This is a genomic window from Thiomonas sp. SCN 64-16 (genome assembly GCF_001725585.1).
GTDB classification, from domain to species: Bacteria; Pseudomonadota; Gammaproteobacteria; order Burkholderiales; family Burkholderiaceae_C; genus Thiomonas; species Thiomonas arsenitoxydans.
In genome coordinates this window covers 1-26,558 of record NZ_MEGQ01000006.1, presented here as the reverse complement: position 1 = coordinate 26,558, position 26,558 = coordinate 1, and the positions used below count along the sequence as shown (strand labels likewise).

The window sequence follows — 26,558 nt, the reverse complement described above, 5'->3', positions numbered from 1 at the left end:
GCGGGGTTTAAGCCTCAAATCTGCTTGACCATTTCCGGCACGGCAGTGAACAAATCGGCCACCAAACCGTAATCGGCCACACCGAAGATCGGCGCTTCTTCGTCTTTGTTGATGGCGACGATGACCTTGCTGTCTTTCATACCGGCCAGATGCTGGATGGCGCCGGATATGCCCACGGCCACATAGAGTTGCGGCGCGACGATCTTGCCGGTTTGCCCCACCTGCCAGTCGTTGGGGGCATAGCCCGCATCGACCGCCGCGCGGCTGGCGCCCATGGCGGCACCGAGTTTGTCGGCCAGCGGGGTCATCACGGCCTCGAAGTTTTCCTTGCTGCCCAGGCCGCGCCCGCCGGAGACGATGATCTTCGCCGCGGTGAGTTCCGGCCGCTCGCTCTTGGTGGTTTCGCGTCCGACCAGACTGGACAGCCCGGCATCGGCCACGGCGTCAACGCTGCTCACTTCCGCCGTGCCGCCGGTCGCGGCCACCGGGTCGAAGCCCGTGGTGCGCACGGTGATGACCTTGATCTTGTCGCTGCTTTGCACCGTGGCAATGGCGTTGCCAGCGTAGATGGGGCGATCGAAAGTATCGGGGCTGTGCACATGAATGATGTCGGAAACCTGCGCTACATCAAGCAGGGCCGCCACGCGCGGGGCGATGTTTTTGCCGAAGGCCGTGGCCGGCGCCAGGATGTGGCTGTAGGACGGCGCCAAAGCCAGCACTTGCGCAGCGCTGGCTTCCGCCAGGCCCGCGGCGAGTTGCGGCGCGTCGGCGCACAACACCTTGCCCACGCCAACAGCCTGCGCGGCCGCCTGGGCAACCGCTGCGCAGTTTTGTCCGGCAACGAGCACATGCACTTGCGGATCGCACAGCAGCGCGGCGGCAATGGTGTTGAGGGTGGAGGGTTTGAGAACCTGGTTGTCGTGTTCGGCAATGACGAGTGCGGTCATGGAAAAATCCTCGAATGGGTTGCTTGCGAAAAGCCGCTCAGGGAAGGCAGGTCAGATGACCTTGGCCTCGGTCTTCAGACGGTCGACCAGCGTGCCGACATCCGGCACCTTCACGCCCGCGCCGCGCTTGGGCGGCTCGGCAACCTTCAGCGTTTTGAGTCGCGGGCTCACATCCACGCCCAGTTCTTCCGGCTTGAGGGTATCAATCGGCTTTTTCTTCGCCTTCATGATGTTGGGCAGAGTGACGTAGCGCGGCTCGTTGAGCCGCAGGTCGGTGGTGATGACGGCGGGCAGCTTGACCGCGATCGTCTCCAGTCCGCCATCCACCTCGCGGGTAACTTTCGCCTGCGTGCCGTCGAGTTCGACCTTGGACGCAAAGGTAGCCTGCGACCAGCCCAGCAAAGCGGCCAGCATCTGCCCGGTCTGGTTGGAATCGTCATCGATGGCCTGCTTGCCCAGAATGACCAACTGCGCCCCCTCTTTCTCGACCACAGCCTTGAGCAGCTTGGCCACGGCCAGGGGCTGCAACTCAGCCTCGCTTTCCACCAGCACGCCCCGGTCGGCGCCGATCGCCATGGCGGTGCGCAGGGTCTCGCCGCAGGCGGCTACACCACAACTCACCGCGACGATTTCGGTCGCCGCGCCCTTTTCCTTGAGCCGCACCGCTTCTTCCACGGCGATTTCGTCAAACGGGTTCATGCTCATCTTCACACCGGCGGTATCGATGCCGCTGCCATCCGACTTGACCCGCACCTTGACGTTGTAATCCACCACGCGCTTGACCGCGACCAGCACTTTCATGCAATTGCTCCAGTAGGGTTTGTTGTGTGGGTCAGTATAGGCAGCGCCCTGACCTGAACGGACTGACCGACCCATAATAGAACGACCGTTCGTTTTTGGCAGTGTAACGACGGACGCGGCCGCAAATCAAGCCCCGCGCAAAGGGCCCATTACCTTTGGCGGAATCAGGAAGGGCCGCTTTCAAATCGGATTTCTACAGATCAATCGCTTCGCGGGAATGCGCCTGCGCGCGCAAGGCGTATTTCTGAATCTTGCCGGTGGACGTTTTGGGCACCTCGCCAAACACCACTTTGCGCGGCGTTTTGAAGCCTGCGAGGTGAGCTTTGCAGAACGCGATGATTTCTTCTTCGGTCGCCGTTCGGCCTTGCTTGAGTTCGACAAACGCGCAGGGACTCTCGCCCCATTTCGGATCGGGCATGGCCACCACGGCGGCCACCAGCACAGCGGGATGGCGGTAAAGCACGTCTTCGACTTCGATGCTGGAGATGTTTTCCCCGCCCGAAATAATGACGTCCTTGCTGCGATCCTTGATCTTGATGTAGCCATCGGGATCGACCACGGCGAGGTCGCCGCTGTGAAACCAGCCGCCATGAAAAGCCTGCTCGGTCGCCTCGGGGTTGCCCAGATAGCCTTTCATCATGATGTTGCCGCGAAACATGATTTCGCCCAGGGTTTGCCCATCGTGCGGCACTTCTTCCAGGGTGTCTGAGTTCCGCACGGTCGCGGCATTCTGCAGGTGATAACGCACGCCCTGCCGCGCATTCAAACGCGCGCGCTCGGGCAGCGGCAGCTCAGTCCAGGACTCCTGCTTGGCGCAAACCGTCGCCGGGCCATACACCTCGGTGAGGCCGTAGGTGTGAGTCAGATCGAAGCCCATGGCTTCGAGCCCCTCGATCAGCGCCGCGGGTGGCGCGGCGCCGGCCACCATGGCCCGCACCGCATGGTGAATGCCGGCTTTCATCTCGGCGGGTGCATTGACCAGCAGATTGTGGACGATCGGGGCGCCGCAGTAATGCGTTACACCCGCGCTTCGGATGCGATCGAAAATGGCCTGCGCCTCGACCTTGCGCAGACAGACGTTGACCCCGGCCCGCGCGGCCACCGTCCACGGAAAGCACCAGCCGTTGCAATGAAACATGGGCAGAGTCCACAGATAGACCGGGTGCTTGGGCATGTCCCATTCGAGAATATTGGACACCGCATTCACATACGCGCCGCGATGGGAGTACACCACGCCCTTGGGTTTGCCGGTCGTGCCGGAGGTGTAATTCAAGGAGATCGAATCCCACTCGTCGGCCACATCGGGCAACGCCTCGCTCGCCAGACCTTCTGCGAGCAGCGCCTCATAATTCAGCATGCCGATGCCTTGGCCGCTGGGCACGAACTCCGGATCGGGCACGTCGATCACCAGCGGCGGCGCCAGACCCTGCTCCACCGCGAGCGCCACGGCCCGCTGCATCACGGCCGCCAGTTCGGGGTCGACCAGCACGGCCTTGGCGCCGCCGTGCAGCAGCATGTACGCCAGCGCCTCGGCGTCGAGCCGGGTGTTGAGGGTGTTGAGCACCAGCCCGGCCATGGGCACGCCGAAATGCGCTTCCACCATGGTCGGCACATTGGGCAGCATGACCGCCACCACATCCCCGCGCTGCAGGCCCCGTCGCACCAGGGCCGATGCCAGCCGTCGGCAACGCTCGCGCGTCTGCGCCCAGTTGCGCTGCAGGCTGCCGTGAAGGACGGCCAAGCGCTGCGGATAAAGGTCGGCGGCATGATCCAGAAAGATCAGCGGCGTGAGCGGCGCGTGGTTGGCGCGATTGGGGGTGAGGTCAGCGTCTTGCATATCGGTCTCCTTGTCTCGACAACATGCTGCAGCAGACGCCTTTCGCAGACCTTGCGTGGGAGCTTGCGCTCGCTATTGGCGCTCTGCAGCCTGCGCGGCTGGCTCCTTGCCCGGCGCCCACTGCAAAACCCGCTGCGGAAACGGAATCTCGATCCCGTTTTGTTTGAGCGCATGCCAGATGGCGAGATTGACCTGGCCGCGCACGCCCAGTGTGCCGTGTTCCGGGTCGGCAATCCAGTAGCCCACGGTGATGTTGATGGCGCTTTCGCCAAACGCATCGAGCACCGCGCTCGGGCCGGGGCTTTGCAAGACGCGCGGCACGGACTGCGCCGCCTCTTTGATCAGCACCAGCGCCTTTTCAATATCGGTGTCGTAAGACACGCCGACCGTGGTCGAGAGCCAGACGTTGGGGTCGTTATACGAGAGGTTTTCGATGCGGTTGGCGATCAGCATTTCGTTGGGCACGATGGAGTCCGTGCCCCCGGCACTGCGCACCAGGGTGTAACGGGTCTTGATGTCGATGATCTGGCCCTGAAAAGTCTCCACTCGCACGTTGTCGCCCACACGCAGACTGCGCTCGAGCAGAATGACAAAGCCCGAGACGTAGTTGGCTGCGATTTTCTGCAAACCCAGACCGAGGCCGACGCCCAAGGCACCTCCGAACACGCTGAGCACGGTGAGATCGATGCCCACCATCTGCAAGGCGGTGAGGATGGCCACCAACAGCACCACCGACCGCAGCAGCCGGGTGAACACCAGACGCAGGCTGGCGTCCAGCGGCGAGCGCATCAGCCGCGATTCCAGCAGCGAAGAAACCCACAGCGCCAGCAGCAGCGTGACGGCGATGGACGCCGCGCCCTTGAGCAAGGTCCAGCCGGAAAGGCGCTGACTACCCAGGGAGATCGACAGCGCATCGAGCGCTTCGCGAATTTCAGGCAGCACACCCGCCAGATGCAGCGCCAGCGTCACCCACAGGCCGATACTGACCACCCGCACCAGATAGTGCACGCCGCCATCCTTGGAAAACCGTTGCCTTGCGACGGAGCCGGCCAGACGTACCAGCAGCAGCACCGCCAGCACCGGCAGCGCCAGTTTGAGCAGCGGCAGTTTGAGCAGCAGATGCGAGCCATGCCGCACCAGAACCAGCGCCAGCAAAGCCACCGCAGGAAATCCCAGGCCGTAGCGCCAGGTCGCGCGAAACGCCGTCTTCCAGTTGGGCAGCTTGCGCACCTGCTTTTCAAGCGCCGTGCCCAGCAGCACACCCAGCGCCACAACGCCCAGCAGAATGCCGATCTGCAGCCGCAGTTGCTCTGGGGATTGGTGGGTGAACGCCGCGATAAGAGGAGATTCGATCAACATGCGCAAAAGCCCGAATGGCCCGAATGAACAGGCGGGCATGGTAGCCCGCCGCACCCGCGTGCTCTTCTACGGTGCGCTGGGTGGCGGCACCGGCAACGGCGCTGCCGACGGCTTGGCGGCATTCTGGCGCGCCTGCTCGGCCTGCTTCTCGGCGTAGGCCTTTTGCTTGGCGGCGAAGTCGGCCTCCGCCTGCTTGACCTCCGCCGCGCGCTGCGCCGGGCTCATCTGGCTTTGCGGCGCTGGGGCCGGAAACAGGCGCCCCGCAGGCGTGGGCACGGGCGCAGCGGCGGTGGCAGGCGTCTTCGGCGGCGCTGCAGCGGCCTGTGCGGCGGAATGTGCTGTGTTTTGGGCTGCTTGTCGGGCGGCCTGCTGCTGTCGCTGTGCAAGGTCGGCTTCGCGCGCCGCGCTCTGCTGCTCGGCTTGTGCGCGGTCGGGCTGTCCGCGCTGTGAGGCGGCCCTATTCGCCTGCACCCGGCGGAGTTCGTCTTCGGCAGCACGCAGGCGGCCGCGCAGAGCGATGGCCTGCAGATCGGTGTCGATGGGGGCCAGTGCGGCGCGCTCCTTCTCGCGTGCCGCGTCGAGGCAGTCGTTGACGAAAAAGCGCCGCAGACAGGCGCCGCGCTGCGCCGCGTACTCCGCCTGCACCTGCGCGCGCTGCTGCTGCAAGGCCACTTGTCGCGCAGCGTCTTGAGCCGGGGTGGGTTGCGCCGCCGCCAGGGCAGCGCTCGAACCTAGGCAAGCCATCAGCACCCACCCGACTGGGAAAACCTTTTGGAAGACGTTCATACCAGCGTGGCCTCGCCCTGGCGCCGCCCCTCGCGCAAATATTCGGCGCTCTGCATTTCGTTCAGGCGGGAAACGGTGCGGGTGAATTCATAGTCGAGCGGCCCGTGCACATAGAGCTGCTCGGGCGGCACGGCGGCAGAGAGAATCAGTTTGATGCGGCGGTCGTACAGCACGTCCACCAGCAGGGTGAAGCGACGCGCGGCGCTGGCCATGTCTTCGGTCATCAGCGGCACGTCGGACAGCAGCACAGTGTGAAAGCGGCTGGCGAGTTCGAGGTAGTCGTTTTGCGAACGCGGGGTTTCGCAGAGTTCGTGAAAGCTGAACCACACCACGCCGCCGGCGCGTTGCAGCGCCTGCACTTCGCGGCCTTCGATGGTCAGCACCGGGTCTTCTTCGGTGCTGGAAGCCATGCGCTCGAAGGCCTGTTCCATGCGGGCTTGCGCCTCGTCTCCCAGCGGGGTGATGTAGAGGTTGAGTTCGCGCAGGGCTTTGTGGCGATAGTCCACACCGGCATCGATTTTGACCACATCCATTTTTTGTTTGATGAGTTCGATGGCGGGCAGTATGCGATCGCGGTGCAGACCATCAGGATAAAGATCGTCGGGATGAAAGTTGGAGGTGGCAACCATTTGCACCCCATGATCGAACAGCCCGTCGAGCAGGCGATGCAGGATCATGGCGTCGGTCACATCGCTGATGTGAAACTCGTCGAAGCAGATCAGCCTGAAGCGCCGCGCAATGCGTTTGGAAAGCTCGGTCAGCGGATCGACCGTGCCCTGCAATGCGGCCATTTCGCGCTGCACCTCGTGCATGAACTCGTGGAAGTGCAGCCGCGTTTTGCGCAGCAGCGGCACGGTGACAAAAAACGCATCCATCAGCATCGACTTGCCCCGCCCCACGCCGCCGTAGAGGTAAACCCCGCGTGGCAATTCGGGATGCACCAGGGCTCGGCGAATGGCGCTCGACCGGCGCGACTTGTACTCGACCCATTCGTCGTAACACTGCTGCAGACGGGCCACACCCGCGCGCTGGGCGGCATCCGCGGTAAAGCCTCTCTCACTCAGGGATTGCTCGAAATACTCGGTGACATTCATGCGCTGCCGTTCAGAAGTTCAGCGTGCGACCAGCAACGCCCAGCGCCGCTTCCTTCAGGCTCTCCGACAGCGTGGGGTGCGCGTGGCAGATGCGGGCGATGTCTTCGCTGGCGGCCTTGAATTCCATCGCCACGGCAGCCTCGGCGATCAGCTCTGAGGCCATCGGGCCGATGATGTGCACGCCGAGAATTTCATCCGTCTGCGCATCGGCCAGCATTTTGACGAATCCGGTGGTGTCGCCCAGGGCACGGGCACGGCCATTGGCCATGAAGGGAAAACTTCCCGCCTTGTAAGCGCGGCCTGCGGCCTTGAGCTGCTGCTCGGTCTGCCCGACCCAGGCGATTTCGGGCGCGGTGTAAATCACCCACGGCACGGTGTTGAAATCGACGTGCGGCTTCTGCCCGGCAATGCGCTCGGCCACGGCCACGCCTTCTTCCTCGGCCTTGTGCGCCAGCATGGGGCCACGCACCACGTCGCCCACCGCCCAGATGCCCGGCAGGTTGGTGCGGCAGTCGGCGTCTACCTGAATGAAGCCGCGCTCGTCGAGTCGCAGGCCGATAGTTTGTGCACCGAGCGAGTCGGTATTCGGCTTGCGACCGACGGAGACGATGAGCCGCTCGACCTTGAGCGTCTGTGCTTCGCCTTTGGCGTTGGTCCACTCGACGGTCACCCCGTTTTTCAGCACCTTGGTCGCCGTGATCTTCGCGCCTAGATGGATCGCCAGCCCCTGTTTGGTGAACTGCTTGAGCGCCTCTTTGGCGATCTGCGCATCGGCGGCGGAGAGAAAGTCGGGCATGGCTTCGAGCAGGGTGACTTGCGCACCGAGGCGGCGCCACACGCTGCCCATCTCCAGCCCGATCACCCCGGCGCCGATCACGCCCAGCGTCTTGGGCACGGCGTCGATGGCCAGCGCGCCGTCGTTGGACAGCACGCGCTGCTCATCGAAGTCCAGACCGGGCAGACTGCGCGGCACCGAGCCAGTCGCCACGATGATCTGCTTGGCCGACAACACCTGCTCGGCGTCCTTGCCCGTCACCGCGACCTGCCAGCCGGCGTCGGCGTTGCCGCCTTTGAGCGCGGCTGTGCCGTGGAAAAACGTGACCTTGTTCTTCTTGAACAGATAGAGAATGCCCTCGTTGTTTTGCTTGACCACTTGGGCCTTGCGCTGCTGCATGACGGGTACATCGATGGACAGGCCGCTCACGCCAATGCCATGCGCGGCGAAATCGTGCCCGGCCTGCTCGAAATGCTCGCTCGACTGCAACAGCGCCTTGGAGGGAATGCAGCCGATATTGGTGCAGGTGCCGCCAGGCGCCGGGCCGCCCTGGGCATTTCGCCAGGCATCGATGCAGGCCACGTTCAGGCCCAGTTGAGCGGCGCGGATGGCCGCGATATAGCCGCCAGGGCCAGCGCCGATGACGATGAGATCAAATTCCGAAGACATGATGGTTTCCTGGTTGCGCGCACGCGGCGCGTCGAGGCGAATAAGCGGATGAAGCCTTGGCTTGGCGCCCGGATCAAAGATCGAGCAGCAGACGCGCCGGGTCTTCGAGCGCCTCTTTCATCGCCACCAGGCCGAGCACCGCTTCGCGGCCGTCGATCAGGCGATGGTCGTAGCTCATTGCCAGGTAGTTCATTGGGCGAATCACGATCTGACCGTCTTCGACCACGGGTCGGTCTTTGGTGGCGTGGATGCCCAGAATGGCCGACTGCGGCGGGTTGATGATGGGCGTGGACAGCATCGAGCCGAACACCCCGCCGTTGCTGATGGAGAAGGTGCCGCCGGTGAGTTCCTCGATGGTCAGCTTGCCGTCACGCGCCTTGGCGCCAAAATCGGCGATGGCTTTTTCGATGTCGGCAAAACTCATCTGATCGGCATTGCGCAGAATGGGCACCACCAGCCCGCGCGGACTGCCCACGGCGATGCCGATGTCGAAGTAGCCGTGATAGACGATGTCATTGCCGTCGATCGAGGCGTTGAGCAGCGGGAACTTGCGCAGCGCATGCACCGCGGCGCGCACGAAAAAGCTCATGAAACCCAGCTTCACGCCGTGCTGCTTCTCGAACTTGTCTTTGTACAGATTGCGCATGTCGATCACCGGCTTCATGTTCACTTCGTTGAAGGTGGTGAGGATGGCGTTGGTGGCCTGCGACTGCAGCAGCCGTTCGGCGATGCGCGCGCGCAGGCGGCTCATCGGCACGCGCTGTTCGGGCCGGTCGGTGTAGGCGGCGAGATCGAGATCGGCCTCCACCGGCTGCAACGCGGGGATGGTGAGCGAGGGCATTGCGGCCGCAGCGGTCGCCGGTTTCGGCGCGGGCGTTGGGGCTGGAACGGTCGGCGGTTTGGGCGCTGCCGCGGCCTGCAAGGCATCGCCCTTGGTGATGCGGCCGCCGCGCCCGGTGCCCGCCACATCTGACGGATTCACGCCCTGCTCGGCCATGATCTTCGCCGCAGCCGGCATAGCCACCGCCGCGCCTGCGGAGGGCGCCGCAGGCGCAACTGCAGATGCAACCGCAGCCTGCGCCGAAGCAGCCGGTTCAGCCGCCTTGACTGGCGCCACGGGCAAAGGGCTGGTCTGCGGCTTGGCTTCAGTGTCGATCTTGGCGATGACTTCGTCGCTGGTCACCGATTCGCCGTCGTTCTTGAGGATCTGCGCCATCACCCCGGCTTCGGGAGCGGGCACTTCGAGCACCACTTTGTCGGTCTCGATTTCAATCAGGATTTCATCCTGCGCCACGGGTTCGCCGGGCTTTTTTTTCCAGGTCAGCAGAGTGGCTTCAGCCACGGATTCGGAGAGTTGGGGAACTTTGATGTCGATCAGCGCCATGATGGAGTCCGGTATTTTTAAGGCGGCCGCGAGAAAGGAAGGAAACTGCGGGAACTGCGCGGCCAGTGAACGGTGTTAGAAGATTTTTTGTGGGGTTTCAGGGCGGCCGGTACGCGCGCCGCCCGTCATCAATCAGCGCGTCAGCACATAGCCTTTGAGCTTGCCGAAGGCCGCGCTCAGAAGCTCTTTTTGCTGTTCGGCATGTTTGGCGTAATAACCCACCGCGGTCGATGCGGAGGCAGGCCGCCCGGCGTAACCGAGCTTCTGCCCTTCGAGCATGTTTTCGTGGATGTGATGCTGTACGAAGAACCATGCGCCCTGATTCTGCGGCTCATCCTGGCACCACACGATGTCGCGCGCATTGGGGTAGCGTTTGACTTCAGCCGCAAAGGCCTTGTGCGGGAAGGGATAGAGCTGCTCAAGACGAATGATGGCCACATCGTCGATCTTGCGCTCGGCGCGCGCCGCCAGCAGGTCGTAATACACCCGCCCGGAGCAGGCCACGATGCGCTTGACTTTATCGGCCTGAAGTTCTTCCACCTCAGGCAAGACCACCTCGAAACGGCTGTTCGCCAGATCGGATAGCGGCGACTTGGCATGCGGGTGCCGCAGCAGCGACTTGGGCGTCATGATGATCAGCGGCTTGCGGAAGGGCCGCAGCATCTGCCGCCGCAGTAGATGAAAAATCTGCGACGGGTTGGTCGGCTGGCAGACCTGCATATTGGTTTCGGCGCAAAGCTGCAGATAGCGCTCCAGGCGCGCCGAAGAGTGCTCCGGTCCCTGCCCTTCGTAGCCGTGCGGCAGCATCAGCGTCAGGCCGCAGGCGCGGCCCCACTTCACTTCGCCAGCCGAGATGAACTGGTCGATCAGCACCTGCGCGCCATTGGCGAAGTCGCCGAACTGCGCCTCCCAGATCACCAGGGTGCGGGGGTCGGCGGTGGAGTAGCCGTACTCGAAACCCAGCACAGCCTCTTCCGACAGAATGGAGTCGATCACGGTGAACGGCGCCTGCCCTTCGGCGACGTTCTGCAGCGGGATGTAGGTGCCGACGTCCCACTTTTCGCGGCTTTGGTCGTGCAGCACCGAGTGGCGATGGCTGAATGTGCCGCGACCGCTGTCTTCGCCCGACAGTCGCACCGGAAAGCCATTGGCCACCAGCGAGGCGAAGGCCATGTGCTCGCCCATGCCCCAGTCCAGCGGCAGTTCGCCGCGGCCCATCTTGGCGCGATCGGCAATCACTTTTTCGACCAAGGGGTGAAGCTTGAAATTCTCCGGCACGGTGGTGATGCGCTCGGCCAGCCGCTTGAGCTCGGTCATCGGCAGGGCCGTGTCGGCGCTGTCGGTCCAGCGGCGGTTGAGGTAGGGCGACCAATCGACCGCGTACTTGCTCTTGTAGTTGGTGAGCACCGGCTCCAGGCTGATGCCCGACTCCATTTCGGCGCGGAATTCGTGCACCAACTGATCGGCATCCGCCGCGGCAATCACCCCTTGGCTCACCAAACGGTCTGCATAGACCTTACGCGCGCCCGGATGCGCCGCGATTTTCTTGTACATCAGCGGCTGGGTGACGGCGGGGGTGTCCTGCTCGTTGTGGCCCAGTTTGCGGAAACAAACAATGTCCACCACCACGTCGTGATGGAACTGCTTGCGATAGTCGAGCGCCAGACTGGTCGCAAAGGCCACGCTCTCAGGATCGTCGCCATTCACATGCAGGATGGGCGCCTCGATCATTTTCGCCACATCGGTGCAATACAGCGTGGAGCGCGCATCACGCGGATCGGAGGTGGTGAAGCCGATCTGGTTGTTGATGACAATGTGCACCGTGCCGCCCGTGGTGTAGCCGCGAGTCTGCGCCAGCGCCAGGGTTTCCATCACCACGCCCTGCCCGGCAAACGACGCGTCGCCATGCACCAGCACCGGCAACACCGTTTCACCGAGCGCGTCGCCGCGCCGATCCAGCCGCGCCCGGGTGGAGCCTTCGATCACCGGATTGACGATTTCCAGATGCGACGGGTTGAACGCCAGGCTCAGATGCACCGGGCCGCCGGGCGTGGACACATCGCTGGAAAAGCCCTGGTGATACTTCACGTCACCGGACGGCAAGTCATCTGCATGTTTGCCCTCGAACTCGTCGAACAAGTCCTGCGGCCGTTTGCCCAGGGTGTTGACCAGCACATTGAGGCGGCCGCGGTGCGCCATGCCGATGACCACTTCCTGAATGCCCAGCGCGCCCGCGCGCTGAACCAGGGTATCCATGGCGACGATAAAACTCTCGCCGCCTTCGAGCGAAAAGCGCTTCTGGCCGACATATTTGGTCGCCAGATAACGCTCCAGACCTTCAGCAGCGGTCAGTCGTTCGAGCAAATGTTTTTTCGCCTCGGCATCGACATCCGGGCGCGTGCGGGTGGATTCCAGCCGCTGTTGCCACCAGCGTTTCTGGTCCTGATCGCTGAGGTACATGAACTCGGCGCCCAGTGAGCCGCAGTAGGTTTCATGCAGGTTGTTGAGCAGTTCACGCAGCGACAGATTTTCGCGATCGAAAAAGGTGTTGCTGACGTTGAACACAGTTTCCAGATCGGCATCGGTAAAGCCATAGAACGACGGCTCCAGATCCGGAATATTCGGTCGCTCTGTGCGCTTGAGCGGGTCGAGATCGGCCCAACGCACTCCCACATTGCGGTAGGCGGCGATCAGTTGCTGCGCGGCAACCCGTTTACGCGCCAGTTCACCATCGGCCACTGCCTGCAAGGTGCGGATCGGGCCGGATTTGGCGCGCTCGGCAAAGGCCGACACCACCGGGGCATGCGGGACGTCGCGCGCATTGCTGCCGTCGAGCGCGGGCACATGTTGCAGCGCATCGAAGTATTCGCGCCAATGGTCGGGAACAGAACCAGGATTGGAGAGATAGCTCTCGTACATCTCTTCGACATACGGGGCATTGCCGCCGAAGAGATAGGAATTGGCTTTGAATTTCTGCATCAACATATGCGCTCACAGTCTGCCGGGCACCCCGGCGCTCAGTGGGAAAACATCCTTCCGCGGCTCGGGCTGCCCGATTGGCGGATTGCGGCTTTAGAAGGGCCTGGACTCAAACGAGTCTGGCAACACTCTAGCACGCAGTTTTGATGCAACGCAAAGCAGGGATGTAAGTGAGCGTTTCTGCAGAGCGTCGCTGCTTGGCGTGGTTGGCGGCATCCCGGGTGAATTTCCCCGGAATCGCTCGGGCTTGCAAATCCATTCAGTTGGGTCTTTGGAAACCGCCATCAGTCGTCCGCGATGTCCTGCCCGGGAAACAACTCGTCGGTAAAACCGAACCGGCTGAAATCGCGGATGCGCATGGGGTAGAGTTTGCCGATCAGATGATCGCACTCATGCTGCACGACGCGGGCATGGAAGCCTTCGGCCTCGCGGTCGATGGGGTTGCCATAGGCATCCATGCCGCGGTAGCGAATCCGGCGAAAGCGCGGCACCCAGCCGCGCAGGCCGGGCACCGATAAGCAGCCTTCCCAGCCCCCTTCCTCGGCATCGTCGAGCACTGAAATTTCCGGGTTGATGAGGACGGTCTGCGGCACAGCAGGCGCCTCCGGGTAACGGGCGCTTTGGCTGAAACCGAAAATCACCACGGCCAGGTCAACCCCGATCTGCGGCGCGGCAAGGCCAACCCCACCGGCCGCCTGCATGGTCTCGAACAGATCGGCGATCAGGGCGTGAAGTTCGGGCGTGTCCACCTTGACCACCGGTTTGGCGACGCGCAGCAGCCGGGGGTCGCCCATGCGCAAAATGGTGTGGAGTGTCATCGGCTATTTCTCCAGTCAGCGCAGGCCCGCGCGTTGTGACAGCAGTTGCAAGGCCTCGTGCATCTGCAGATAGGCGATGATGAATTCAAACATCATGCGCCACATGAGTTCCATGCAGAAAAAACACAGCAGAAACAACAAAACAGAGATCACGCGCCAACGCTTGGGAACGACCCGGCGAACCGCTGATGCTGACACGCCGCGCATCGACCGCCACAGCGCGAAACGATCGAGCCACAGCCAGAACGCCCAGGCCAGCATCGGCATGCCGATGGCGCCCAGCGCGTAAACCACGCGCAGCACATCCAGGCTGACAAAAGTGCGGAAGGCGAAAAAATCGACGATCGTCTGCATCACAGAATGACCGGCTCGGGCTCGAGGCGAAGGCCGAATTTCTGCTCGACGCTGTCTTGCACCGCGCGCGCCAGTTCCAGCACGTTGGCGCCGGTAGCCCCGCCGCGATTGACCAGAACGAGGGGCTGCTGCTCATGCACCCCCGCGTTGCCCAGCGTTTTTCCTTTCCAGCCGCAGGCGGCGATCATCCACGCTGCGGCGAGTTTGTAGGTGCCGTCGTCCAGCGGGTAGCTGACGATGTCGGGATGTTCTTCCAGAATTTCATTGCGGATGGTGCGGTTGACCACCGGGTTCTTGAAAAAACTCCCAGCGTTGCCCAGCTGGGCCGGATCCGGCAATTTGCTGGTTCGGATGGCGCACACGGCCTTGAACACGTCGTGGGGCGATGGATCGGAGATGTGCTCGCGCTGCAACCACCGCGCCACATCCGCATACCCCGCCACAGGCGTCCAGGGCTTGGGCAGACGCAGGCGAATCGCGGTGATAAGCGACTTACCCGCGAGTTCGCGTTTGAAAATGCTGTCGCGGTAGCCCAGCCGACAATGTGCCGCAGGCAAGGTGGCGCTGCGGCCGGTGACGAAGTCGACCACATCGACCGACTCCAGCCGGTCGGACAACTCCAAGCCGTACGCGCCGATGTTCTGCACCGGCGCCGCCCCCGCCGTGCCGGGAATGAGGGCGAGATTCTCCAGCCCGGCAAAGCCCTGCTCCAGCGCCCAGATCACCACGTCATGCCAGGACTCGCCTGCGCCCACTTCGATCAGGGTGGAACGGGCGTCGTCTTCAAGCACGCGTAGGCCACGAATTTCCGTCTTCACCACCACCGCATCGTCAATGTCGCGGGTGAACAGCACGTTGCTTCCGCCGCCCAGAATGAATTTGGGCGAACGCCCCCATTCGGGATGATCGACCACCAGACGAACATCGCGCGCACTGCGCACCCGCACCAAACGCCGCGCGGTGGCTTCGATGCCAAAGGTGTTGAATGCGCGCAGGGGCACATCGGTTTCGAGTTCCAGGCTCATAGAATCCCACAGATCAAACATCCATTATCTTCAAGGTTCACTTATGCCCTCTTTCGATGCTGTTCTCGAACCCGATCTAGTCGAAGTGCGCAACGCCTGCGATCAAGCGGCGAAGGAAATCGCCACCCGCTTTGATTTCAAGGGCAGCTCGGCCCAGGTCGAGCAGAACGACAAGGCGCTCACGCTGACGGCCGACAGCGACTTTCAGCTCGGGCAGGTGCGCGATGTGCTCATGGCCAAGGCCGCCAAGCGCAAGATCGACCCACGCTTTTTCGACCTCGGGAAAATCGAAAAAATTTCCGGAGACAAGGTCAAACAGGTCATCACTGTGAAGGCCGGCATTCCGCAGGAGCTGGCGAAAAAGATCACCGCAGCGATCAAGGGCTCCAAGCTCAAACTGACCTCCGCGATTCAGGGCGACATCGTGCGCATCACCGGGGCCAAGCGCGATGACCTGCAGGCAGCCATGGCGGTGCTGCGCAAAGACATCGAGGAAGCGCCGCTGTCATTCAACAATTTTCGGGACTGAGCTGGCGTGAGCAAATCCGCCAGGCTGCTGCGCCCTTGGTCTGCTGCGCGCGCTGCCCGCTGGGTCTTAGCCTGCACGGTCTTTGCGCTGGGCGGCAACCCGGCCTTTGCGGCGGCAAGCGTGGGTCTGGCCGGAAAATTTGGCGATCAGGCGCTGCTGGTGATCGATGGGGGCGCGCCGCGCACGCTGCGCATCGGTCAGACGGTGCAAGGCGTGAAACTGTTGGCCCTCTCGGACCAACAGGCCACGGTGGAAGTCAGCGGGCAGAAAATGCAACTGGGTCTGGGCGCCGCGCCGCTGAGCGTGGGGGCGACGGCCGCACAGCGCACCGTTCTGTTTGCGAGGTCGAACGGACAGTTCGTGACAGAGTGCCGCATCAACGGCGAACTGTTGCGCATGATGGTGGACACGGGGGCCACCCGCATCACCCTCAGCCGAGAACAAGCCCAGCGGCTGGGAATCAATCTGCAGAATGGGCGAGCCTCGGCCGTCAACACCGCCAATGGCACCATCCCTGCAACCTTGATTGATCTCGACAAAGTGCGCGTGGGCCATATCGAGCTGCACAACGTACCCGCCGTGGTGATCAACACCCCAATGCCCTACGCCCTGCTCGGCATGAGCTTCCTGCAGCGGGTCAATATGCAGCACGACGGCGACCACATGACCCTGAGCCCTCGATATTGAGTGAGGGGCGCGCAGTTTTTATTTCTTCCGCCCGATGCGGCTTTCTTCGCCGCGCATCAGCTTGCCGATATTGCCTTTGTGCCGCCAGATCAGCAGCGCGCTGATGATCACCAGAGCAAGCAGCAGCGCGGGGTCGGCGTTCCAGGCCAGCCCGCCGCCAAACCAGTAATAAAACGGTGCGAACACCGCAGCCACCAACGCCGCTAAAGAGGAGTAGCGAAAAAACCCGGCCACGATCAGCCAGGTCGCCAGCGTAGCCAGCCCCAGCCAGGGCTGGACGGCCAGCAACACGCCCGCAGCAGTCGCCACGCCTTTGCCGCCCTTGAAATGGAAAAACACAGGGTAGAGATGCCCCAGAAACACGGCCACAGCCACCAAGGCCACACCCGGCGCGCCAAGCCCGAAGCCAGGGCCGATCACCAGGGCCAGCCAGACCGCCAGCCAGCCTTTGAAGGCATCGAGCAGTAAGGTCAGGATGGCGGCGAGCTTGTTGCCGCTGCGCAGCACATTGGTGGCACCCGGGTTGCCCGAACCGTAGGTGCGCGGATCGGCCATGCCCATGACGCGGCTAACCAAGACGGCGAACGACAGCGATCCCAACAGATAGGCCAGCCCGGCGAAAATCAGGGCCACAACGTTCGATGTATTCATGCTTTCTGATTCTATTGAACGCAGTTCACCCAGCACACCTGCAAAACCGCGTCGAGCACGTCGGGGGAGAGCCCCAGCAAATAGCCGCGCCGCCCGCCATTGATGTAAATCCGCTCCAGCATTCGCACCGATTGCTCGCCATAAATCGGCATGGCCTTGCGCAGACCAAATGGCGACGTTCCGCCAACCAGATACCCGCTGTGCCGCTGCGCCACCTCTGGCTTGCAGGGCTCAACCTGCCGCGCACCGATTGCCCGAGCCAACTGCTTGGTCGAGACCTCCCGGTCGCCATGCATGAGCACGACCAGCGGTTGCGATGCATCGTCTTGCATCACCAGGGTTTTGATCACCGCATGCACCGGCAGCCCCAAGCTCTGCGCGCCCCAGGCGGCTCCGCCATGATCGACGTAGTCATACACATGCTCGGTGTAGGCCACGCCTTGCGCGCGCAGCCATTGCGTGGCCGGGGTCAGGCTGATATGTCGAGAAGATTTGCCCATCGGGCGCAGTTTAGACGTCCTCCCTACAATGCGGCATCATGTCTGCTTCTTCTGCGCGCAACCCCGATCTGCACTGTCATTCCACGGTTTCAGACGGCACACTGGCGCCTGCCGCCCTGGCGCAGCGGGCCCATGCGAATGGGGTCGATCTCTGGGCGCTCACCGATCACGATGAACTCGGCGGCTTGACCGAGGCGCGGCAAAACGCCGAGGCACTGGGTCTGCGTTTTGTAACTGGGGTGGAAATTTCGGTATCTTTTGCCGCGCAGACCGTGCACATCGTGGCGCTGAATTTCGACGATTCTCATCCGGTCTTGCAAGGCGGCCTGCAACAGATTCGCGCCGGTCGCGACCAACGCGCAAGAGACATGGCGGCCGATCTTGAAAAGCATCTGGGTCTGTCCGACGTGTACGCCGGCGCGCTGCGCTATGCGGGTAACCCGGCGCTGATGTCGCGCACGCACTTTGCCCGCTTGCTGGTGGAACTCGGCGTGTGCCGTCAGACCCATGAAGTGTTCAGCCGCTATCTCACGCCGGGCAAGCCCGGCTATGTCGAACACGAATGGGCCCGCCTCGACGAGGCCTTGAGCTGGGTTCGCGCCGCCGGGGGAATCACCGTGATCGCTCATCCCGGGCGCTACCGCTTCACCGAAACCGAAGAATGGGCCCTGCTGGAACGCTTCAAGTCTCTGGGCGGTCAGGGCATTGAGGTGGTGACCGGCAGCCATACCGCAGCGCAGGCCCGCAAATACGCCAAGCTCGCGCTGGAATTCGGCTTCTACGCCTCGCGCGGCTCCGATTTTCACAGCCCAGGAGAAAGCATCTGCGACCTCGGGCGTCTCGCCCCCCTGCCCGCCGACCTCGCTCCCGTCTGGGATCTGCTGCATTGAACCCCTCCACCATGGCGCAATACTTCAACCTGCACCCCGACAACCCGCAGCTTCGGCTGATCAAGCAAGCCGCCGCCGTGCTGCACAGTGGTGGCGTGGCGGCGATTCCGACCGACTCGTCTTATGCCCTGGTCTGCCATCTCGACGACAAAGCCGCCGTGCAACGCCTGCGGCAAATCCGCCAGGTGGATGAGCGGCATCACCTCACCCTGCTGTGCAGCGATCTGTCCGAGCTGGGCAACTATGCCCGCGTGGACAACCGGCAATACCGTCTCATCCGCGCCTGCACGCCCGGGCCCTACACCTTCATTCTCGAAGCCACCAAGGAAGTGCCACGCCGGGTGTCGCACCCCTCGCGCAAGACGATCGGCGTGCGGGTGCCGCAAAACGCCGTGGCCCACACCCTGCTGGTGGAAATGGCCCAACCCCTGCTCGCCACCACCTTGATTCTGCCCGGAGACGAACACGCGCTGAACGACGCCGCCGACATTCGCGACCAGCTCGAGCATCAAGTCGATCTGGTGCTCGACGCCGGGCCCTGCCCCAGCGAGCCCACCACCGTGGTCGATCTGTGCGGCGCAGAGCCCGTGGTCATTCGCATCGGCCGCGGCCCGCTCGATGCGCTCGGCCTCCCGGCCCTGCAGTAAACCCTGCAATCAAGCTCTTCATCCTTGGTGCAGGGCGGGTCAAGCCGCCCCTGGCCCGCCCTGACACAACGCCCTTCCTACAATTCCCGCATGGATCAACTCATACAGGCTGTCACCGTCTACGCCCTGCCGGTGCTCTTTGCCATCACCCTGCACGAAGCGGCGCACGGCTATGCGGCGCGCTACTTCGGCGATAACACCGCCTACATGATGGGCCGCGTATCGCTCAATCCGGTGCGGCACATCGATCCGATCGGCACCATCCTCGTGCCTCTCATTCTCTATTTCGCCACCTCCGGGGCATTTCTCTTTGGCTACGCCAAGCCGGTCCCAGTGAATTTCGGGCGACTGCGCAACCCCAAGAGCGACATGATCTGGGTCGCGCTCGCCGGCCCGGCTTCCAACTTTTTTCAGGCTTTTCTCTGGGGCCTGCTGCTCGTCGGCCTGCACGCCTTCGCCGTCAACGAGGTCTATTTTTACGATGTCGCCCAGGCCGGTATTCTGGTGAATCTGGTGATGTTCGTGTTCAACCTGTTTCCGCTGCCGCCACTCGATGGCGGCCGCATTCTGGTGGGGCTGCTGCCGGTGCGACAAGCCATCGCCGTCTCAAGGGTCGAACCCTACGGCTTTTTCATTGTGATGGCGCTGGTGCTCACCGGCATCGTCACCAACTTCTGGCTCAGCCCGCTCATGGCACTATCCATGCAAGTTCTCAAGGTTCTGCTCAGCCCCTTTCAGATGCTCCTCTGAGCCTCTTTTCTCCTCCGACTCTTTCCTTATGACTCTCCCTGCACAGGCCGATGGCGCAACGGGCGCCGATGATCGCGTTTTGTCCGGCATGCGCCCCACGGGTGCGCTGCACCTGGGGCATTACCACGGCGCCTTGAAAAACTGGGCACAGCTGCAAAACGCGCACGACTGCTACTTTTTCGTCGCCGACTGGCACGCGCTGACCACCCATTACGAAACGCCGGAAACCATCCACGCGCACACCACCGAGATGGTGATCGACTGGCTGGCCGCTGGCGTCGATCCGAACAAAGCCACCTTATTCGTGCAAAGCCGGGTGCTGGAGCACGCCGAGCTGTTTCTGCTGCTGGGTATGGGCACCCCTTTGTCCTGGCTGGAGCGTGTGCCCACATACAAAGATCAGATCGCCAATCTGAAGGACAAAGACCTGACCACCTACGGCTTTCTCGGCTACCCGCTGCTGCAGGCCGCAGACATCCTCATTTATCTGGCGCGTTATGTGCCCGTCGGGGCTGATCAGGTGCCGCACATCGAGATGAGCCGTGAAATCGCGCGCCGTTTCAACAACCTCTATGGCAAAGACCCTGCGGTTGAGGCGCAGGCGCGAGCCGCGGCGGCCAAATTGCCCGAGGACGTTCGCGCACAACTCGCTACCCTGCGTCGTGCCGCCGATCAGGAGGGGCTGACCGAAAAACGCGAACAGGCTCGCGAACTGATCGCCGCCAGCAAACTGTCGCGTGCAGAAAAAGACGCCTTGCGAGCGCAACTCAGCGGTGGTCGCAGGCAAATCCTGCGCGAACCCGAAGCGCTGCTGACCCCTGAGTCCAAGCTGCCAGGGTTGGATGGCCGCAAGATGTCCAAGAGCTACGGCAATTCCATCTCCATCCGGGAGGAGCGCGCGAGCGTCGAGCACAAAATCAAACGTATGCCCACCGATCCCGCTCGCGTCAAGCGCACCGATCCCGGCACGCCCGAACGCTGCCCCGTCTGGCAATTCCACCTGGCCTACACCGACGACGCCACCCGCGACTGGGTGCAACGCGGCTGTACCACGGCGGGCATCGGCTGCCTGGAGTGCAAGCAGCCCGTCATCGATGCCATCCTGCGTGAACAGCAACCCATGTTCGAGCGGGCCCAGCCCTACCTCGACAACCCCGCGCTGGTGCACGACATCCTGGCGCACGGCAGCGACAAGGCGCGCGCCACGGCACAACAAACTATGCACGCCGTCCGAGACGCGATGGGCCTAAAGATTTGAAGATGCGCGTTGTCAGCGTTTCCACAGACGCCAGACGATCAACACGACGACGATGGCGATAGCCAGCAGGATTTCCTCGGCCCATTGCAAACGAGACGCCAACTCCGCCACGCCTGCGCCGAAAAACCATCCCAGCCCTGTGACCAGCGGCGCCCACAAGGCGGCGCCTATGGCGTTGTAAAGCACAAATCGCCAGGGTGCTACGCCCGCCATGCCGATCAGCACAGGACCGGCGATGCGCAAACCATAGAGAAAACGCACGCTGACAATCGCCCAGGGCGCCCCGCGATGCAGCAAGCGCTGAACGCGGGGCAGGTTTTTTTCCAAACCGGAGAAACGCTGGACCAACTGCGGCCCAAACCAACGCCCCAGAAAGAAAAAAAACTGATCCCCCAGAGTAGCTGCCAGTGCAGCCACCAAAACAACCCAAGGCCACTCCAGCCAGCCACGGTGGGCCCCATACCCCGCAAGCAGCAGTACGGTCTCTCCCTCGGCAAGGGCACCTAAAGCCACTGCGGCATAGCCGTAATGTCGAACGAAATCCTCGACCATGGGTTACAGATCTATCGGGATAGTTGGCGCACAAAAAAACCGGCCAGTGGCCGGTTGATTTTGCAACGCCCTGACTTTTGATCAGGACGCAGCCACCCTATCTAATTAGATGGGGCGAATGGCAGAAGCCTGGGGACCTTTCGGGCCAGCCTTCACCGTGAATTCGACGCGCTGGTTTTCCTGCAGAGTGCGGAAACCTTTGGCCTGAATTTCAGAAAAATGCGCGAACAGATCTTCGCCGCCTTCATCAGGCTTGATGAAGCCGAAGCCCTTGGACTCGTTAAACCATTTCACAGTACCGGTAGCCATGAATCAACCTTTAAAGAAAATATAGATAAGTGCAAATCTTCAACAAGCCCGGCAAATCACTACTGTGAAACCGCCACAAGCCAACTCTCAAGCAAATGAGAACCTTGGCTCTTGTTTCGACTGCGCGCTAACTATACACGCAAAAAACCAGCGCGCGCGACAATTCAGCGCAGGGCAAACCCTCTGTGCACTCCTGCAAAAGGCGCGGTGTTGGATAAGGCGGACAATAGGCGTTTTTCAGGCAGGCAAGGTCGCAGCGATGCGCCGACGCGCGCATCAGATTGGAGCGCACCCTTAAAATTTTTTGATTGCTGCAGCAGCTCAAAAAATCTCTCAAAATAACACTCTAACAAATTGTTTTTATGCATGTTTTTAGAGGAATTCATCACCGATCATTGGCCTCGCAAACGGCGTTGACCATCGGTAATTTCGATGGGGTGCACCGGGGGCATCTCGCCATGTTGCACCAGTTGGTGCAAGTCGCCCGGTCGCGTGGCCTGGTGCCGACGGTGCTGACCTTCGAGCCGCACCCGCGTGATTTTTTTGCAACACTCCAGGGGCACCCTGACTCCGCACCCAGCCATATTTCGACCTTGCGCGACAAGTTGTGCGCCTTGCGTGAAGCCGGAGTGCAGCAAGTTGTCGTGCTGCGTTTCGATCCCCGCATCGCCGCGTTATCTCCAGAGGAGTTTGTGGCGCAGATCGTGTGGCAGGGCCTCAAGGCGCAATTCGTTCTGGTCGGCGATGATTTTCGCTTTGGCGCCAGGCGCGCGGGAGATTTCGCCCAGCTCGATACCTTGATGCGCAACCTTGGCGGCGAAGCACGTCAGATGCCTGTGGTCACGGAAACCGCGTTGCGAATCTCGAGTTCGGCTGTGCGGCAAGCGCTGCAGGCGGGTGACATGGAGACCGCGCAGGTTTTGCTGGGTCGCCCCTATGCCATTTCAGGGCATGTGTTGCACGGGGCCAAACTTGGCCGCAAGCTGGGATTTCCTACGTTGAATCTGCGTTTTGATCGCGCCCGCCCCGCGCTTGGCGGTGTTTTCGTCGCCCGGGTGCACGGGCTGGAGTTGGCGCCCCTGCCCGCCGTGGCGAGCCTGGGAACGCGCCCGGCCGTCGAGACCGACGGGCGGGTGTTGCTGGAAACGCATGTGTTCGATTGGCAGGCAGAGGCCTACGGTAAACTCATCCGGGTGGAACTCCTGCACAAACTGCGCGACGAAGCGCATTACCCCGACCTGACTCAACTGATCGCGGCGATTCAGAACGATAGCGATCAGGCGCGCGCCTGGTTTGCTCAGCTCGCCCGACAAACCACCCGCGATCGAATTTGACGGCGCTCGCTCTCAGGCACCCGACTCGCCCAGCTTTGACGATCGGTTGCTTCGGGTGATATCGCGGTTCACTTTTTCCTCGCTCACTTCTTCTCATTGGACCCTTTGCTCGGGGCTCCAGCACAGCACTGCAATTCCATGGATCACGCCGACTCCTCCGCAGCCGAAAAACCCGATTACCGGGCCACGCTGAATCTGCCAGACACCCCCTTCCCCATGCGCGGTGACCTGCCCAAGCGCGAACCGCAATGGATCAGGGACTGGAACGAAAACGGTCTCTACCAGAGGCTGCGCCTGGCGCGCTCCGGGGCGCCGAAATTCGTGCTGCACGACGGCCCGCCGTATGCCAACGGCCAGATTCACATGGGGCATGCGGTCAACAAGATTCTGAAGGACATGATCGTCAAGGCACGTCAGCTGAGCGGCTTTGATGCGGCTTACATTCCCGGTTGGGACTGTCACGGTCTGCCGATCGAAAACGCCATCGAAAAGCAGTTTGGCCGCTGCCTGCCGCGCGACGAGATGCAGGCCAAGAGCCGCGCCTATGCCACGGCGCAGATCGACCAGCAAAGGACGGATTTCAAGCGACTGGGCGTGCTGGGCGACTGGGATCATCCCTATCGCACCATGGATTTCGTCAACGAGGCGGCGGAGATTCGCGCTTTCAAACGGGTGATCGAGCGCGGCTTTGTCTATCGTGGCCTCAAGCCGGTGTACTGGTGTTTTGACTGCGGTTCATCGCTGGCTGAATTCGAGATCGAATATGCCGACAAAAAATCGCAGACGCTCGATGTCGCCTTTGAGTCGAATGATCGCGTGGCACTCGCTGCGGCTTTTGGCCTGCCCGCGCTGCCCGATGCCGCCAAGCCCGCCTTCGCCGTCATCTGGACGACGACCGCCTGGACGATTCCCGCCAATCAGGCGCTCAATCTCAACCCGGAAATCGAATACGCCCTGGTCGATACGCCGCGCGGCTACCTGGTGCTGGCCGCTAGCCTGGTCGACCCCTGCCTGAAGCGTTATGAGATTGAGGGCGCGATCGTGGCCACCGCGCCCGGCAAGGCGCTGGGCGGGCTGGAGTTCCGCCACCCGCTCTACGAGGTGGATGCGGGTTACCGCCGACTGTCGCCGGTCTATCTGGCCGACTACGCCACCGCCGACGACGGTACCGGCATCGTGCATTCCTCACCCGCTTACGGCGTCGACGACTTCAACTCCTGCGTTGCGCATGGCATGGCCTATGAGGACATCCTCAACCCGGTGCAGGGCGACGGCAGCTACGCGCCCGACTTTCCGCTGTTCGGCGGGCAGAACATCTGGAAGGCAGTGCCTCACATCATCGATACCCTGCGTCAGGCTGATCGGCTGATGGCCACCTACAGCATCACCCACAGCTACCCGCACTGCTGGCGCCACAAGGTGCCGGTGATCTATCGCGCGGCGGCGCAGTGGTTCATCCGCATGGACGAAGGCGAAGGCGTGTTCACCAAGGACAAGGCGCCGAAGACGCTGCGGCAGATGGCGCTCGAGGCCATTGAGCACACCAGTTTTTATCCCGAAAACGGCAAGGCGCGCCTGCACGACATGATCGCCAACCGGCCGGACTGGTGTATCAGCCGCCAGCGGAGCTGGGGCGTGCCGATCCCGTTTTTTCTGCACAAAGACAGCGGCGAACTGCACCCGCGCACCATGGACATCCTCGATGTCGCTGCCGAGATGGTGGAGCATGGCGGCATCGAGGCCTGGAGCAAGGCCAGCGCCACCGACATCCTCGGCCGCGTGGGTTGCGCAGACGACGCGGCGCATTACAGCAAAAGCGCTGACATCCTCGAAGTCTGGTTCGACTCGGGCACCACGCACACCACCGTGCTCATGGGCAGTCATGCAGGCGCGGGGCATGCCGAAGGCCCGCAGGCCGATCTCTATCTGGAAGGCCATGACCAACACCGCGGCTGGTTTCATTCCTCGCTGCTCACCTCGTGCGCCATGTACGGCCGCGCGCCCTACAAAGGGCTGTTGACCCACGGCTTCACCGTGGACAGCCAGGGCCGCAAGATGAGCAAGTCGCTGGGCAATGGCATCGATCCATTGCAGACCTGCAACAAGCTGGGCGCGGAGATCATCCGCCTTTGGGTAGCCGCCTCCGACTATTCCGGCGACATTGCGGGCGACGACAAAATCCTCGCCCGCGTGGTCGATGGTTATCGCCGCATCCGCAATACGCTGCGGTTTCTGCTGGCCAATACCAGCGACTTCGATCCCGCCCGGCATGCCGTACCGCTGAGCCAGATGTTCGAACTCGACCGCTGGGCGCTGGCCCACGCTCAGAGTCTGCAATCGGTCATCCTGGCGCATTACGAGCAATACGAGTTCCACCCGGTGGTGGCCAAGCTGCAGGTCTACTGCTCCGAAGACCTGGGCGCGTTCTATCTCGATGCCCTGAAAGACCGCCTCTACACCACCGCGCCCGACAGCCTTGCCCGACGCAGCGCCCAGACCGCCCTGTGGCAAATCACCCAAGGCATGCTGCGCTGGATGGCGCCCTTCCTCAGCTTCACCGCTGAAGAGGCTTGGGCGCTGATCGGCAAGAGCGAGAGCATTTTTGTCGAGACCTATTGGCAGTGGCCCGAGCAGACCGACAGCGCCTTGCTACTCGATCAGTGGGCGCGTATTCGTGCCATACGAGAAGCGACCAACAAGGAAATCGAGGCCTTGCGCGAGCAAGGCAAAATCGGCGCCTCGCTGCAGGCCGAAGTCGATATTTACGCCCCGTCGGCCGAGCACGCCCTGCTCGAGCGCTTGGGCGACGATCTTCGCTTTGTGCTCATCACCTCGCGCGCCAGCCTGCATCCGAGCGATGGAGAACTGCGCATCGTGGTGACGCCCACAAAGCAACCCAAATGCGAACGCTGCTGGCACTGGCGCGAAGATGTCGATGCCGATCCGGCGCATCCCGGTCTGTGCGGACGCTGCGTGAGCAACCTTTTCGGCGCGGGCGAACCGCGCCATCTCGCCTGAGACCCCCCGCCCATGCCCTCTGCACTGTCTGACAGCTCCTTCACCGCCCGGCGCGGCCGGGTCTGGCCCTGGCTGCTGGTCTCGCTGGCGATCATTGCCGCCGACCAGTTCACCAAATGGTGGGTACGGCAAGACCTGCCGCTCGACAGCAGCCATCCGGTGACCGGTTTTTTCAATCTAGTCTATATCCACAACCCCGGAGCGGCGTTCTCGTTTCTCGCCAGTGCGCCGGGCTGGCAGCGCTGGTTTTTCACCGCGCTGAGCCTCGCCGCTTCGCTGTTCATCCTCTGGCTGATGTTCCGCAACCGGGGAAAGCCTTTGTTCAATCTGGCGCTGGCGTGCATACTCGGCGGAGCCTTAGGCAATGTGATCGACCGCGTGCTGTGGGGCAAGGTGACCGACTTCCTCGACTTTTACATCACCCTCAACGGCCAGCAGTGGCACTGGCCCGCGTTCAATCTGGCCGACTCGGCGATTTTCATCGGCGCCATGCTGCTGATCGTGGACGAACTCCGACGCGCTCGCCAGCACCGGTCTTGACGTTTGGGCACCTCGAATTACCCGGTTTTTGAGCTGACATCGCCATGATGACGCCACAATCGAGC

The 26,558-nt window shown here is 62.5% G+C and carries 26 protein-coding genes; 9 read left to right on the top strand and 17 right to left on the bottom strand.

Annotated features, from left to right (window positions below; all coding sequences use genetic code 11):
• Nucleotides 1-14: 14 nt before the first annotated feature.
• The 12 genes from ABT24_RS02815 to murB all read right to left on the bottom strand — a co-directional run bounded on the left by ABT24_RS02815 (nt 15) and on the right by murB (nt 14,828).
• The gene (locus tag ABT24_RS02815; RefSeq protein ID WP_276728634.1) at nt 15-947 is read right to left on the bottom strand and encodes an electron transfer flavoprotein subunit alpha/FixB family protein; all 933 of its coding nucleotides are present in this window, start codon (nt 945-947) and stop codon (nt 15-17) included.
• 51 nt (nt 948-998) lie between these two features.
• A complete protein-coding gene (locus ABT24_RS02810; RefSeq protein ID WP_276728637.1) occupies nt 999-1,748 on the bottom strand; it encodes an electron transfer flavoprotein subunit beta/FixA family protein in 750 nt (249 codons plus the stop codon).
• Between the two features lie 193 nt (nt 1,749-1,941).
• The gene (locus ABT24_RS02805; protein WP_276728640.1) at nt 1,942-3,585 is read right to left on the bottom strand and encodes an acyl-CoA synthetase; all 1,644 of its coding nucleotides are present in this window, start codon (nt 3,583-3,585) and stop codon (nt 1,942-1,944) included.
• Nucleotides 3,586-3,657: 72 nt separating this feature from the next.
• Nucleotides 3,658-4,944, bottom strand: coding sequence for a mechanosensitive ion channel family protein (locus ABT24_RS02800; protein WP_276728643.1), 1,287 nt, complete (start codon nt 4,942-4,944; stop codon nt 3,658-3,660).
• Between the two features lie 66 nt (nt 4,945-5,010).
• A complete protein-coding gene (locus ABT24_RS02795; protein ID WP_276728646.1) occupies nt 5,011-5,730 on the bottom strand; it encodes a hypothetical protein in 720 nt (239 codons plus the stop codon).
• Entirely contained in the window at nt 5,727-6,824 is a 1,098-nt protein-coding gene (zapE, locus tag ABT24_RS02790; RefSeq protein ID WP_276728648.1) for a cell division protein ZapE, read from the bottom strand. The genes ABT24_RS02795 and zapE overlap by 4 nt, the downstream gene beginning before the upstream one ends.
• A gap of 10 nt (nt 6,825-6,834) precedes the next feature.
• The gene (gene lpdA / locus ABT24_RS02785; protein WP_276728650.1) at nt 6,835-8,268 is read right to left on the bottom strand and encodes a dihydrolipoyl dehydrogenase; all 1,434 of its coding nucleotides are present in this window, start codon (nt 8,266-8,268) and stop codon (nt 6,835-6,837) included.
• Between the two features lie 73 nt (nt 8,269-8,341).
• On the bottom strand, nt 8,342-9,652 hold the full coding sequence (odhB, locus tag ABT24_RS02780) for a 2-oxoglutarate dehydrogenase complex dihydrolipoyllysine-residue succinyltransferase (protein WP_276728653.1): 1,311 nt from the start codon (nt 9,650-9,652) through the stop codon (nt 8,342-8,344).
• 132 nt (nt 9,653-9,784) lie between these two features.
• Complete coding sequence (locus ABT24_RS02775; RefSeq protein WP_013123007.1) at nt 9,785-12,637, bottom strand: 2-oxoglutarate dehydrogenase E1 component; 2,853 nt, start codon at nt 12,635-12,637, stop codon at nt 9,785-9,787.
• A gap of 278 nt (nt 12,638-12,915) precedes the next feature.
• Nucleotides 12,916-13,449: a peptide deformylase gene (gene def, locus ABT24_RS02770; RefSeq protein WP_276728656.1), complete on the bottom strand. Its 534-nt coding sequence runs from the start codon at nt 13,447-13,449 to the stop codon at nt 12,916-12,918.
• Between the two features lie 15 nt (nt 13,450-13,464).
• On the bottom strand, nt 13,465-13,803 hold the full coding sequence (locus ABT24_RS02765; protein WP_013123004.1) for a DUF4282 domain-containing protein: 339 nt from the start codon (nt 13,801-13,803) through the stop codon (nt 13,465-13,467).
• Entirely contained in the window at nt 13,803-14,828 is a 1,026-nt protein-coding gene (murB, locus tag ABT24_RS02760) for a UDP-N-acetylmuramate dehydrogenase (protein WP_276728659.1), read from the bottom strand. The genes ABT24_RS02765 and murB overlap by 1 nt, the downstream gene beginning before the upstream one ends.
• Before the next feature lie 43 nt (nt 14,829-14,871).
• On the opposite strand from murB, the gene ABT24_RS02755 reads away from it, so the two are divergent.
• A complete protein-coding gene (locus ABT24_RS02755; RefSeq protein WP_276708506.1) occupies nt 14,872-15,357 on the top strand; it encodes a YajQ family cyclic di-GMP-binding protein in 486 nt (161 codons plus the stop codon).
• 6 nt (nt 15,358-15,363) lie between these two features.
• A complete protein-coding gene (locus tag ABT24_RS02750) occupies nt 15,364-16,044 on the top strand; it encodes a retropepsin-like aspartic protease family protein (protein ID WP_276728662.1) in 681 nt (226 codons plus the stop codon).
• Between the two features lie 18 nt (nt 16,045-16,062).
• On the opposite strand, the gene plsY is transcribed toward ABT24_RS02750, so the two are convergent.
• Together plsY and ABT24_RS02740 are read right to left on the bottom strand one after the other, a co-directional pair.
• Nucleotides 16,063-16,695, bottom strand: coding sequence for a glycerol-3-phosphate 1-O-acyltransferase PlsY (gene plsY / locus ABT24_RS02745; RefSeq protein ID WP_276728664.1), 633 nt, complete (start codon nt 16,693-16,695; stop codon nt 16,063-16,065).
• A gap of 11 nt (nt 16,696-16,706) precedes the next feature.
• Nucleotides 16,707-17,195, bottom strand: coding sequence for an aminoacyl-tRNA deacylase (locus ABT24_RS02740; protein WP_276728667.1), 489 nt, complete (start codon nt 17,193-17,195; stop codon nt 16,707-16,709).
• A gap of 38 nt (nt 17,196-17,233) precedes the next feature.
• Between ABT24_RS02740 and ABT24_RS02735 the strand changes: the two genes are divergently transcribed.
• The 4 genes from ABT24_RS02735 (at nt 17,234) to ABT24_RS02720 (ending at nt 20,740) form a co-directional block, all read left to right on the top strand.
• Nucleotides 17,234-18,085: a 3',5'-nucleoside bisphosphate phosphatase gene (locus ABT24_RS02735; RefSeq protein WP_276728670.1), complete on the top strand. Its 852-nt coding sequence runs from the start codon at nt 17,234-17,236 to the stop codon at nt 18,083-18,085.
• An 11-nt stretch (nt 18,086-18,096) separates the two neighbouring features.
• On the top strand, nt 18,097-18,732 hold the full coding sequence (locus ABT24_RS02730; protein WP_013105668.1) for an L-threonylcarbamoyladenylate synthase: 636 nt from the start codon (nt 18,097-18,099) through the stop codon (nt 18,730-18,732).
• Nucleotides 18,733-18,822: 90 nt separating this feature from the next.
• On the top strand, nt 18,823-19,482 hold the full coding sequence (locus ABT24_RS02725) for a site-2 protease family protein (protein WP_013105667.1): 660 nt from the start codon (nt 18,823-18,825) through the stop codon (nt 19,480-19,482).
• A 28-nt stretch (nt 19,483-19,510) separates the two neighbouring features.
• Nucleotides 19,511-20,740 (top strand): tryptophan--tRNA ligase, encoded by a 1,230-nt coding sequence (locus ABT24_RS02720; RefSeq protein WP_276728673.1) that lies wholly within the window; start codon nt 19,511-19,513, stop codon nt 20,738-20,740.
• A 12-nt stretch (nt 20,741-20,752) separates the two neighbouring features.
• Here the strand turns inward: ABT24_RS02720 and ABT24_RS02715 are convergent, their stop codons facing one another.
• The 3 genes from ABT24_RS02715 to ABT24_RS02705 form a co-directional block, all read right to left on the bottom strand.
• Nucleotides 20,753-21,292 carry a DedA family protein gene (locus ABT24_RS02715; RefSeq protein ID WP_276728676.1) on the bottom strand — a complete coding sequence of 180 codons (540 nt, stop codon included), beginning with the start codon at nt 21,290-21,292 and terminating at the stop codon, nt 20,753-20,755.
• A 105-nt stretch (nt 21,293-21,397) separates the two neighbouring features.
• Nucleotides 21,398-21,601: a cold-shock protein gene (locus ABT24_RS02710; protein ID WP_013105664.1), complete on the bottom strand. Its 204-nt coding sequence runs from the start codon at nt 21,599-21,601 to the stop codon at nt 21,398-21,400.
• 164 nt (nt 21,602-21,765) lie between these two features.
• A complete protein-coding gene (locus tag ABT24_RS02705; RefSeq protein ID WP_276728700.1) occupies nt 21,766-21,987 on the bottom strand; it encodes a hypothetical protein in 222 nt (73 codons plus the stop codon).
• On the opposite strand from ABT24_RS02705, the gene ABT24_RS02700 reads away from it, so the two are divergent.
• From ABT24_RS02700 to lspA, 3 genes are all read left to right on the top strand, one after another.
• Nucleotides 21,964-22,935, top strand: a complete 972-nt coding sequence (locus ABT24_RS02700) for a bifunctional riboflavin kinase/FAD synthetase (RefSeq protein ID WP_276728678.1) — start codon at nt 21,964-21,966, stop codon at nt 22,933-22,935. The two genes, ABT24_RS02705 and ABT24_RS02700, sit on opposite strands and share 24 nt — an antisense overlap.
• 138 nt (nt 22,936-23,073) lie before the next feature.
• On the top strand, nt 23,074-25,953 hold the full coding sequence (gene ileS / locus ABT24_RS02695) for an isoleucine--tRNA ligase (protein WP_276728681.1): 2,880 nt from the start codon (nt 23,074-23,076) through the stop codon (nt 25,951-25,953).
• Nucleotides 25,954-25,965: 12 nt separating this feature from the next.
• Nucleotides 25,966-26,493, top strand: a complete 528-nt coding sequence (gene lspA / locus ABT24_RS02690; RefSeq protein ID WP_013122992.1) for a signal peptidase II — start codon at nt 25,966-25,968, stop codon at nt 26,491-26,493.
• Nucleotides 26,494-26,558: the final 65 nt, after the last annotated feature.

Bases quoted from the DNA above. Each gene is read 5' to 3' on its own strand.
- ABT24_RS02815 (WP_276728634.1), bottom strand. From the start codon at position 947: ATGACCGCACTCGTCATTGCCGAACACGACAACCAGGTTCTCAAACCC.
- ABT24_RS02810 (WP_276728637.1), bottom strand. From the start codon at position 1,748: ATGAAAGTGCTGGTCGCGGTCAAGCGCGTGGTGGATTACAACGTCAAG.
- ABT24_RS02805 (WP_276728640.1), bottom strand. From the start codon at position 3,585: ATGCAAGACGCTGACCTCACCCCCAATCGCGCCAACCACGCGCCGCTC.
- ABT24_RS02800 (WP_276728643.1), bottom strand. From the start codon at position 4,944: ATGTTGATCGAATCTCCTCTTATCGCGGCGTTCACCCACCAATCCCCA.
- ABT24_RS02795 (WP_276728646.1), bottom strand. From the start codon at position 5,730: ATGAACGTCTTCCAAAAGGTTTTCCCAGTCGGGTGGGTGCTGATGGCT.
- zapE (WP_276728648.1), bottom strand. From the start codon at position 6,824: ATGAATGTCACCGAGTATTTCGAGCAATCCCTGAGTGAGAGAGGCTTT.
- lpdA (WP_276728650.1), bottom strand. From the start codon at position 8,268: ATGTCTTCGGAATTTGATCTCATCGTCATCGGCGCTGGCCCTGGCGGC.
- odhB (WP_276728653.1), bottom strand. From the start codon at position 9,652: ATGGCGCTGATCGACATCAAAGTTCCCCAACTCTCCGAATCCGTGGCT.
- ABT24_RS02775 (WP_013123007.1), bottom strand. From the start codon at position 12,637: ATGTTGATGCAGAAATTCAAAGCCAATTCCTATCTCTTCGGCGGCAAT.
- def (WP_276728656.1), bottom strand. From the start codon at position 13,449: ATGACACTCCACACCATTTTGCGCATGGGCGACCCCCGGCTGCTGCGC.
- ABT24_RS02765 (WP_013123004.1), bottom strand. From the start codon at position 13,803: ATGCAGACGATCGTCGATTTTTTCGCCTTCCGCACTTTTGTCAGCCTG.
- murB (WP_276728659.1), bottom strand. From the start codon at position 14,828: ATGAGCCTGGAACTCGAAACCGATGTGCCCCTGCGCGCATTCAACACC.
- ABT24_RS02755 (WP_276708506.1), top strand. From the start codon at position 14,872: ATGCCCTCTTTCGATGCTGTTCTCGAACCCGATCTAGTCGAAGTGCGC.
- plsY (WP_276728664.1), bottom strand. From the start codon at position 16,695: ATGAATACATCGAACGTTGTGGCCCTGATTTTCGCCGGGCTGGCCTAT.
- ABT24_RS02740 (WP_276728667.1), bottom strand. From the start codon at position 17,195: ATGGGCAAATCTTCTCGACATATCAGCCTGACCCCGGCCACGCAATGG.
- ABT24_RS02735 (WP_276728670.1), top strand. From the start codon at position 17,234: ATGTCTGCTTCTTCTGCGCGCAACCCCGATCTGCACTGTCATTCCACG.
- ABT24_RS02730 (WP_013105668.1), top strand. From the start codon at position 18,097: ATGGCGCAATACTTCAACCTGCACCCCGACAACCCGCAGCTTCGGCTG.
- ABT24_RS02725 (WP_013105667.1), top strand. From the start codon at position 18,823: ATGGATCAACTCATACAGGCTGTCACCGTCTACGCCCTGCCGGTGCTC.
- ABT24_RS02720 (WP_276728673.1), top strand. From the start codon at position 19,511: ATGACTCTCCCTGCACAGGCCGATGGCGCAACGGGCGCCGATGATCGC.
- ABT24_RS02715 (WP_276728676.1), bottom strand. From the start codon at position 21,292: ATGGTCGAGGATTTCGTTCGACATTACGGCTATGCCGCAGTGGCTTTA.
- ABT24_RS02710 (WP_013105664.1), bottom strand. From the start codon at position 21,601: ATGGCTACCGGTACTGTGAAATGGTTTAACGAGTCCAAGGGCTTCGGC.
- ABT24_RS02700 (WP_276728678.1), top strand. From the start codon at position 21,964: ATGCATGTTTTTAGAGGAATTCATCACCGATCATTGGCCTCGCAAACG.
- ABT24_RS02705 (WP_276728700.1), bottom strand. From the start codon at position 21,987: ATGAATTCCTCTAAAAACATGCATAAAAACAATTTGTTAGAGTGTTAT.
- ileS (WP_276728681.1), top strand. From the start codon at position 23,074: ATGGATCACGCCGACTCCTCCGCAGCCGAAAAACCCGATTACCGGGCC.
- lspA (WP_013122992.1), top strand. From the start codon at position 25,966: ATGCCCTCTGCACTGTCTGACAGCTCCTTCACCGCCCGGCGCGGCCGG.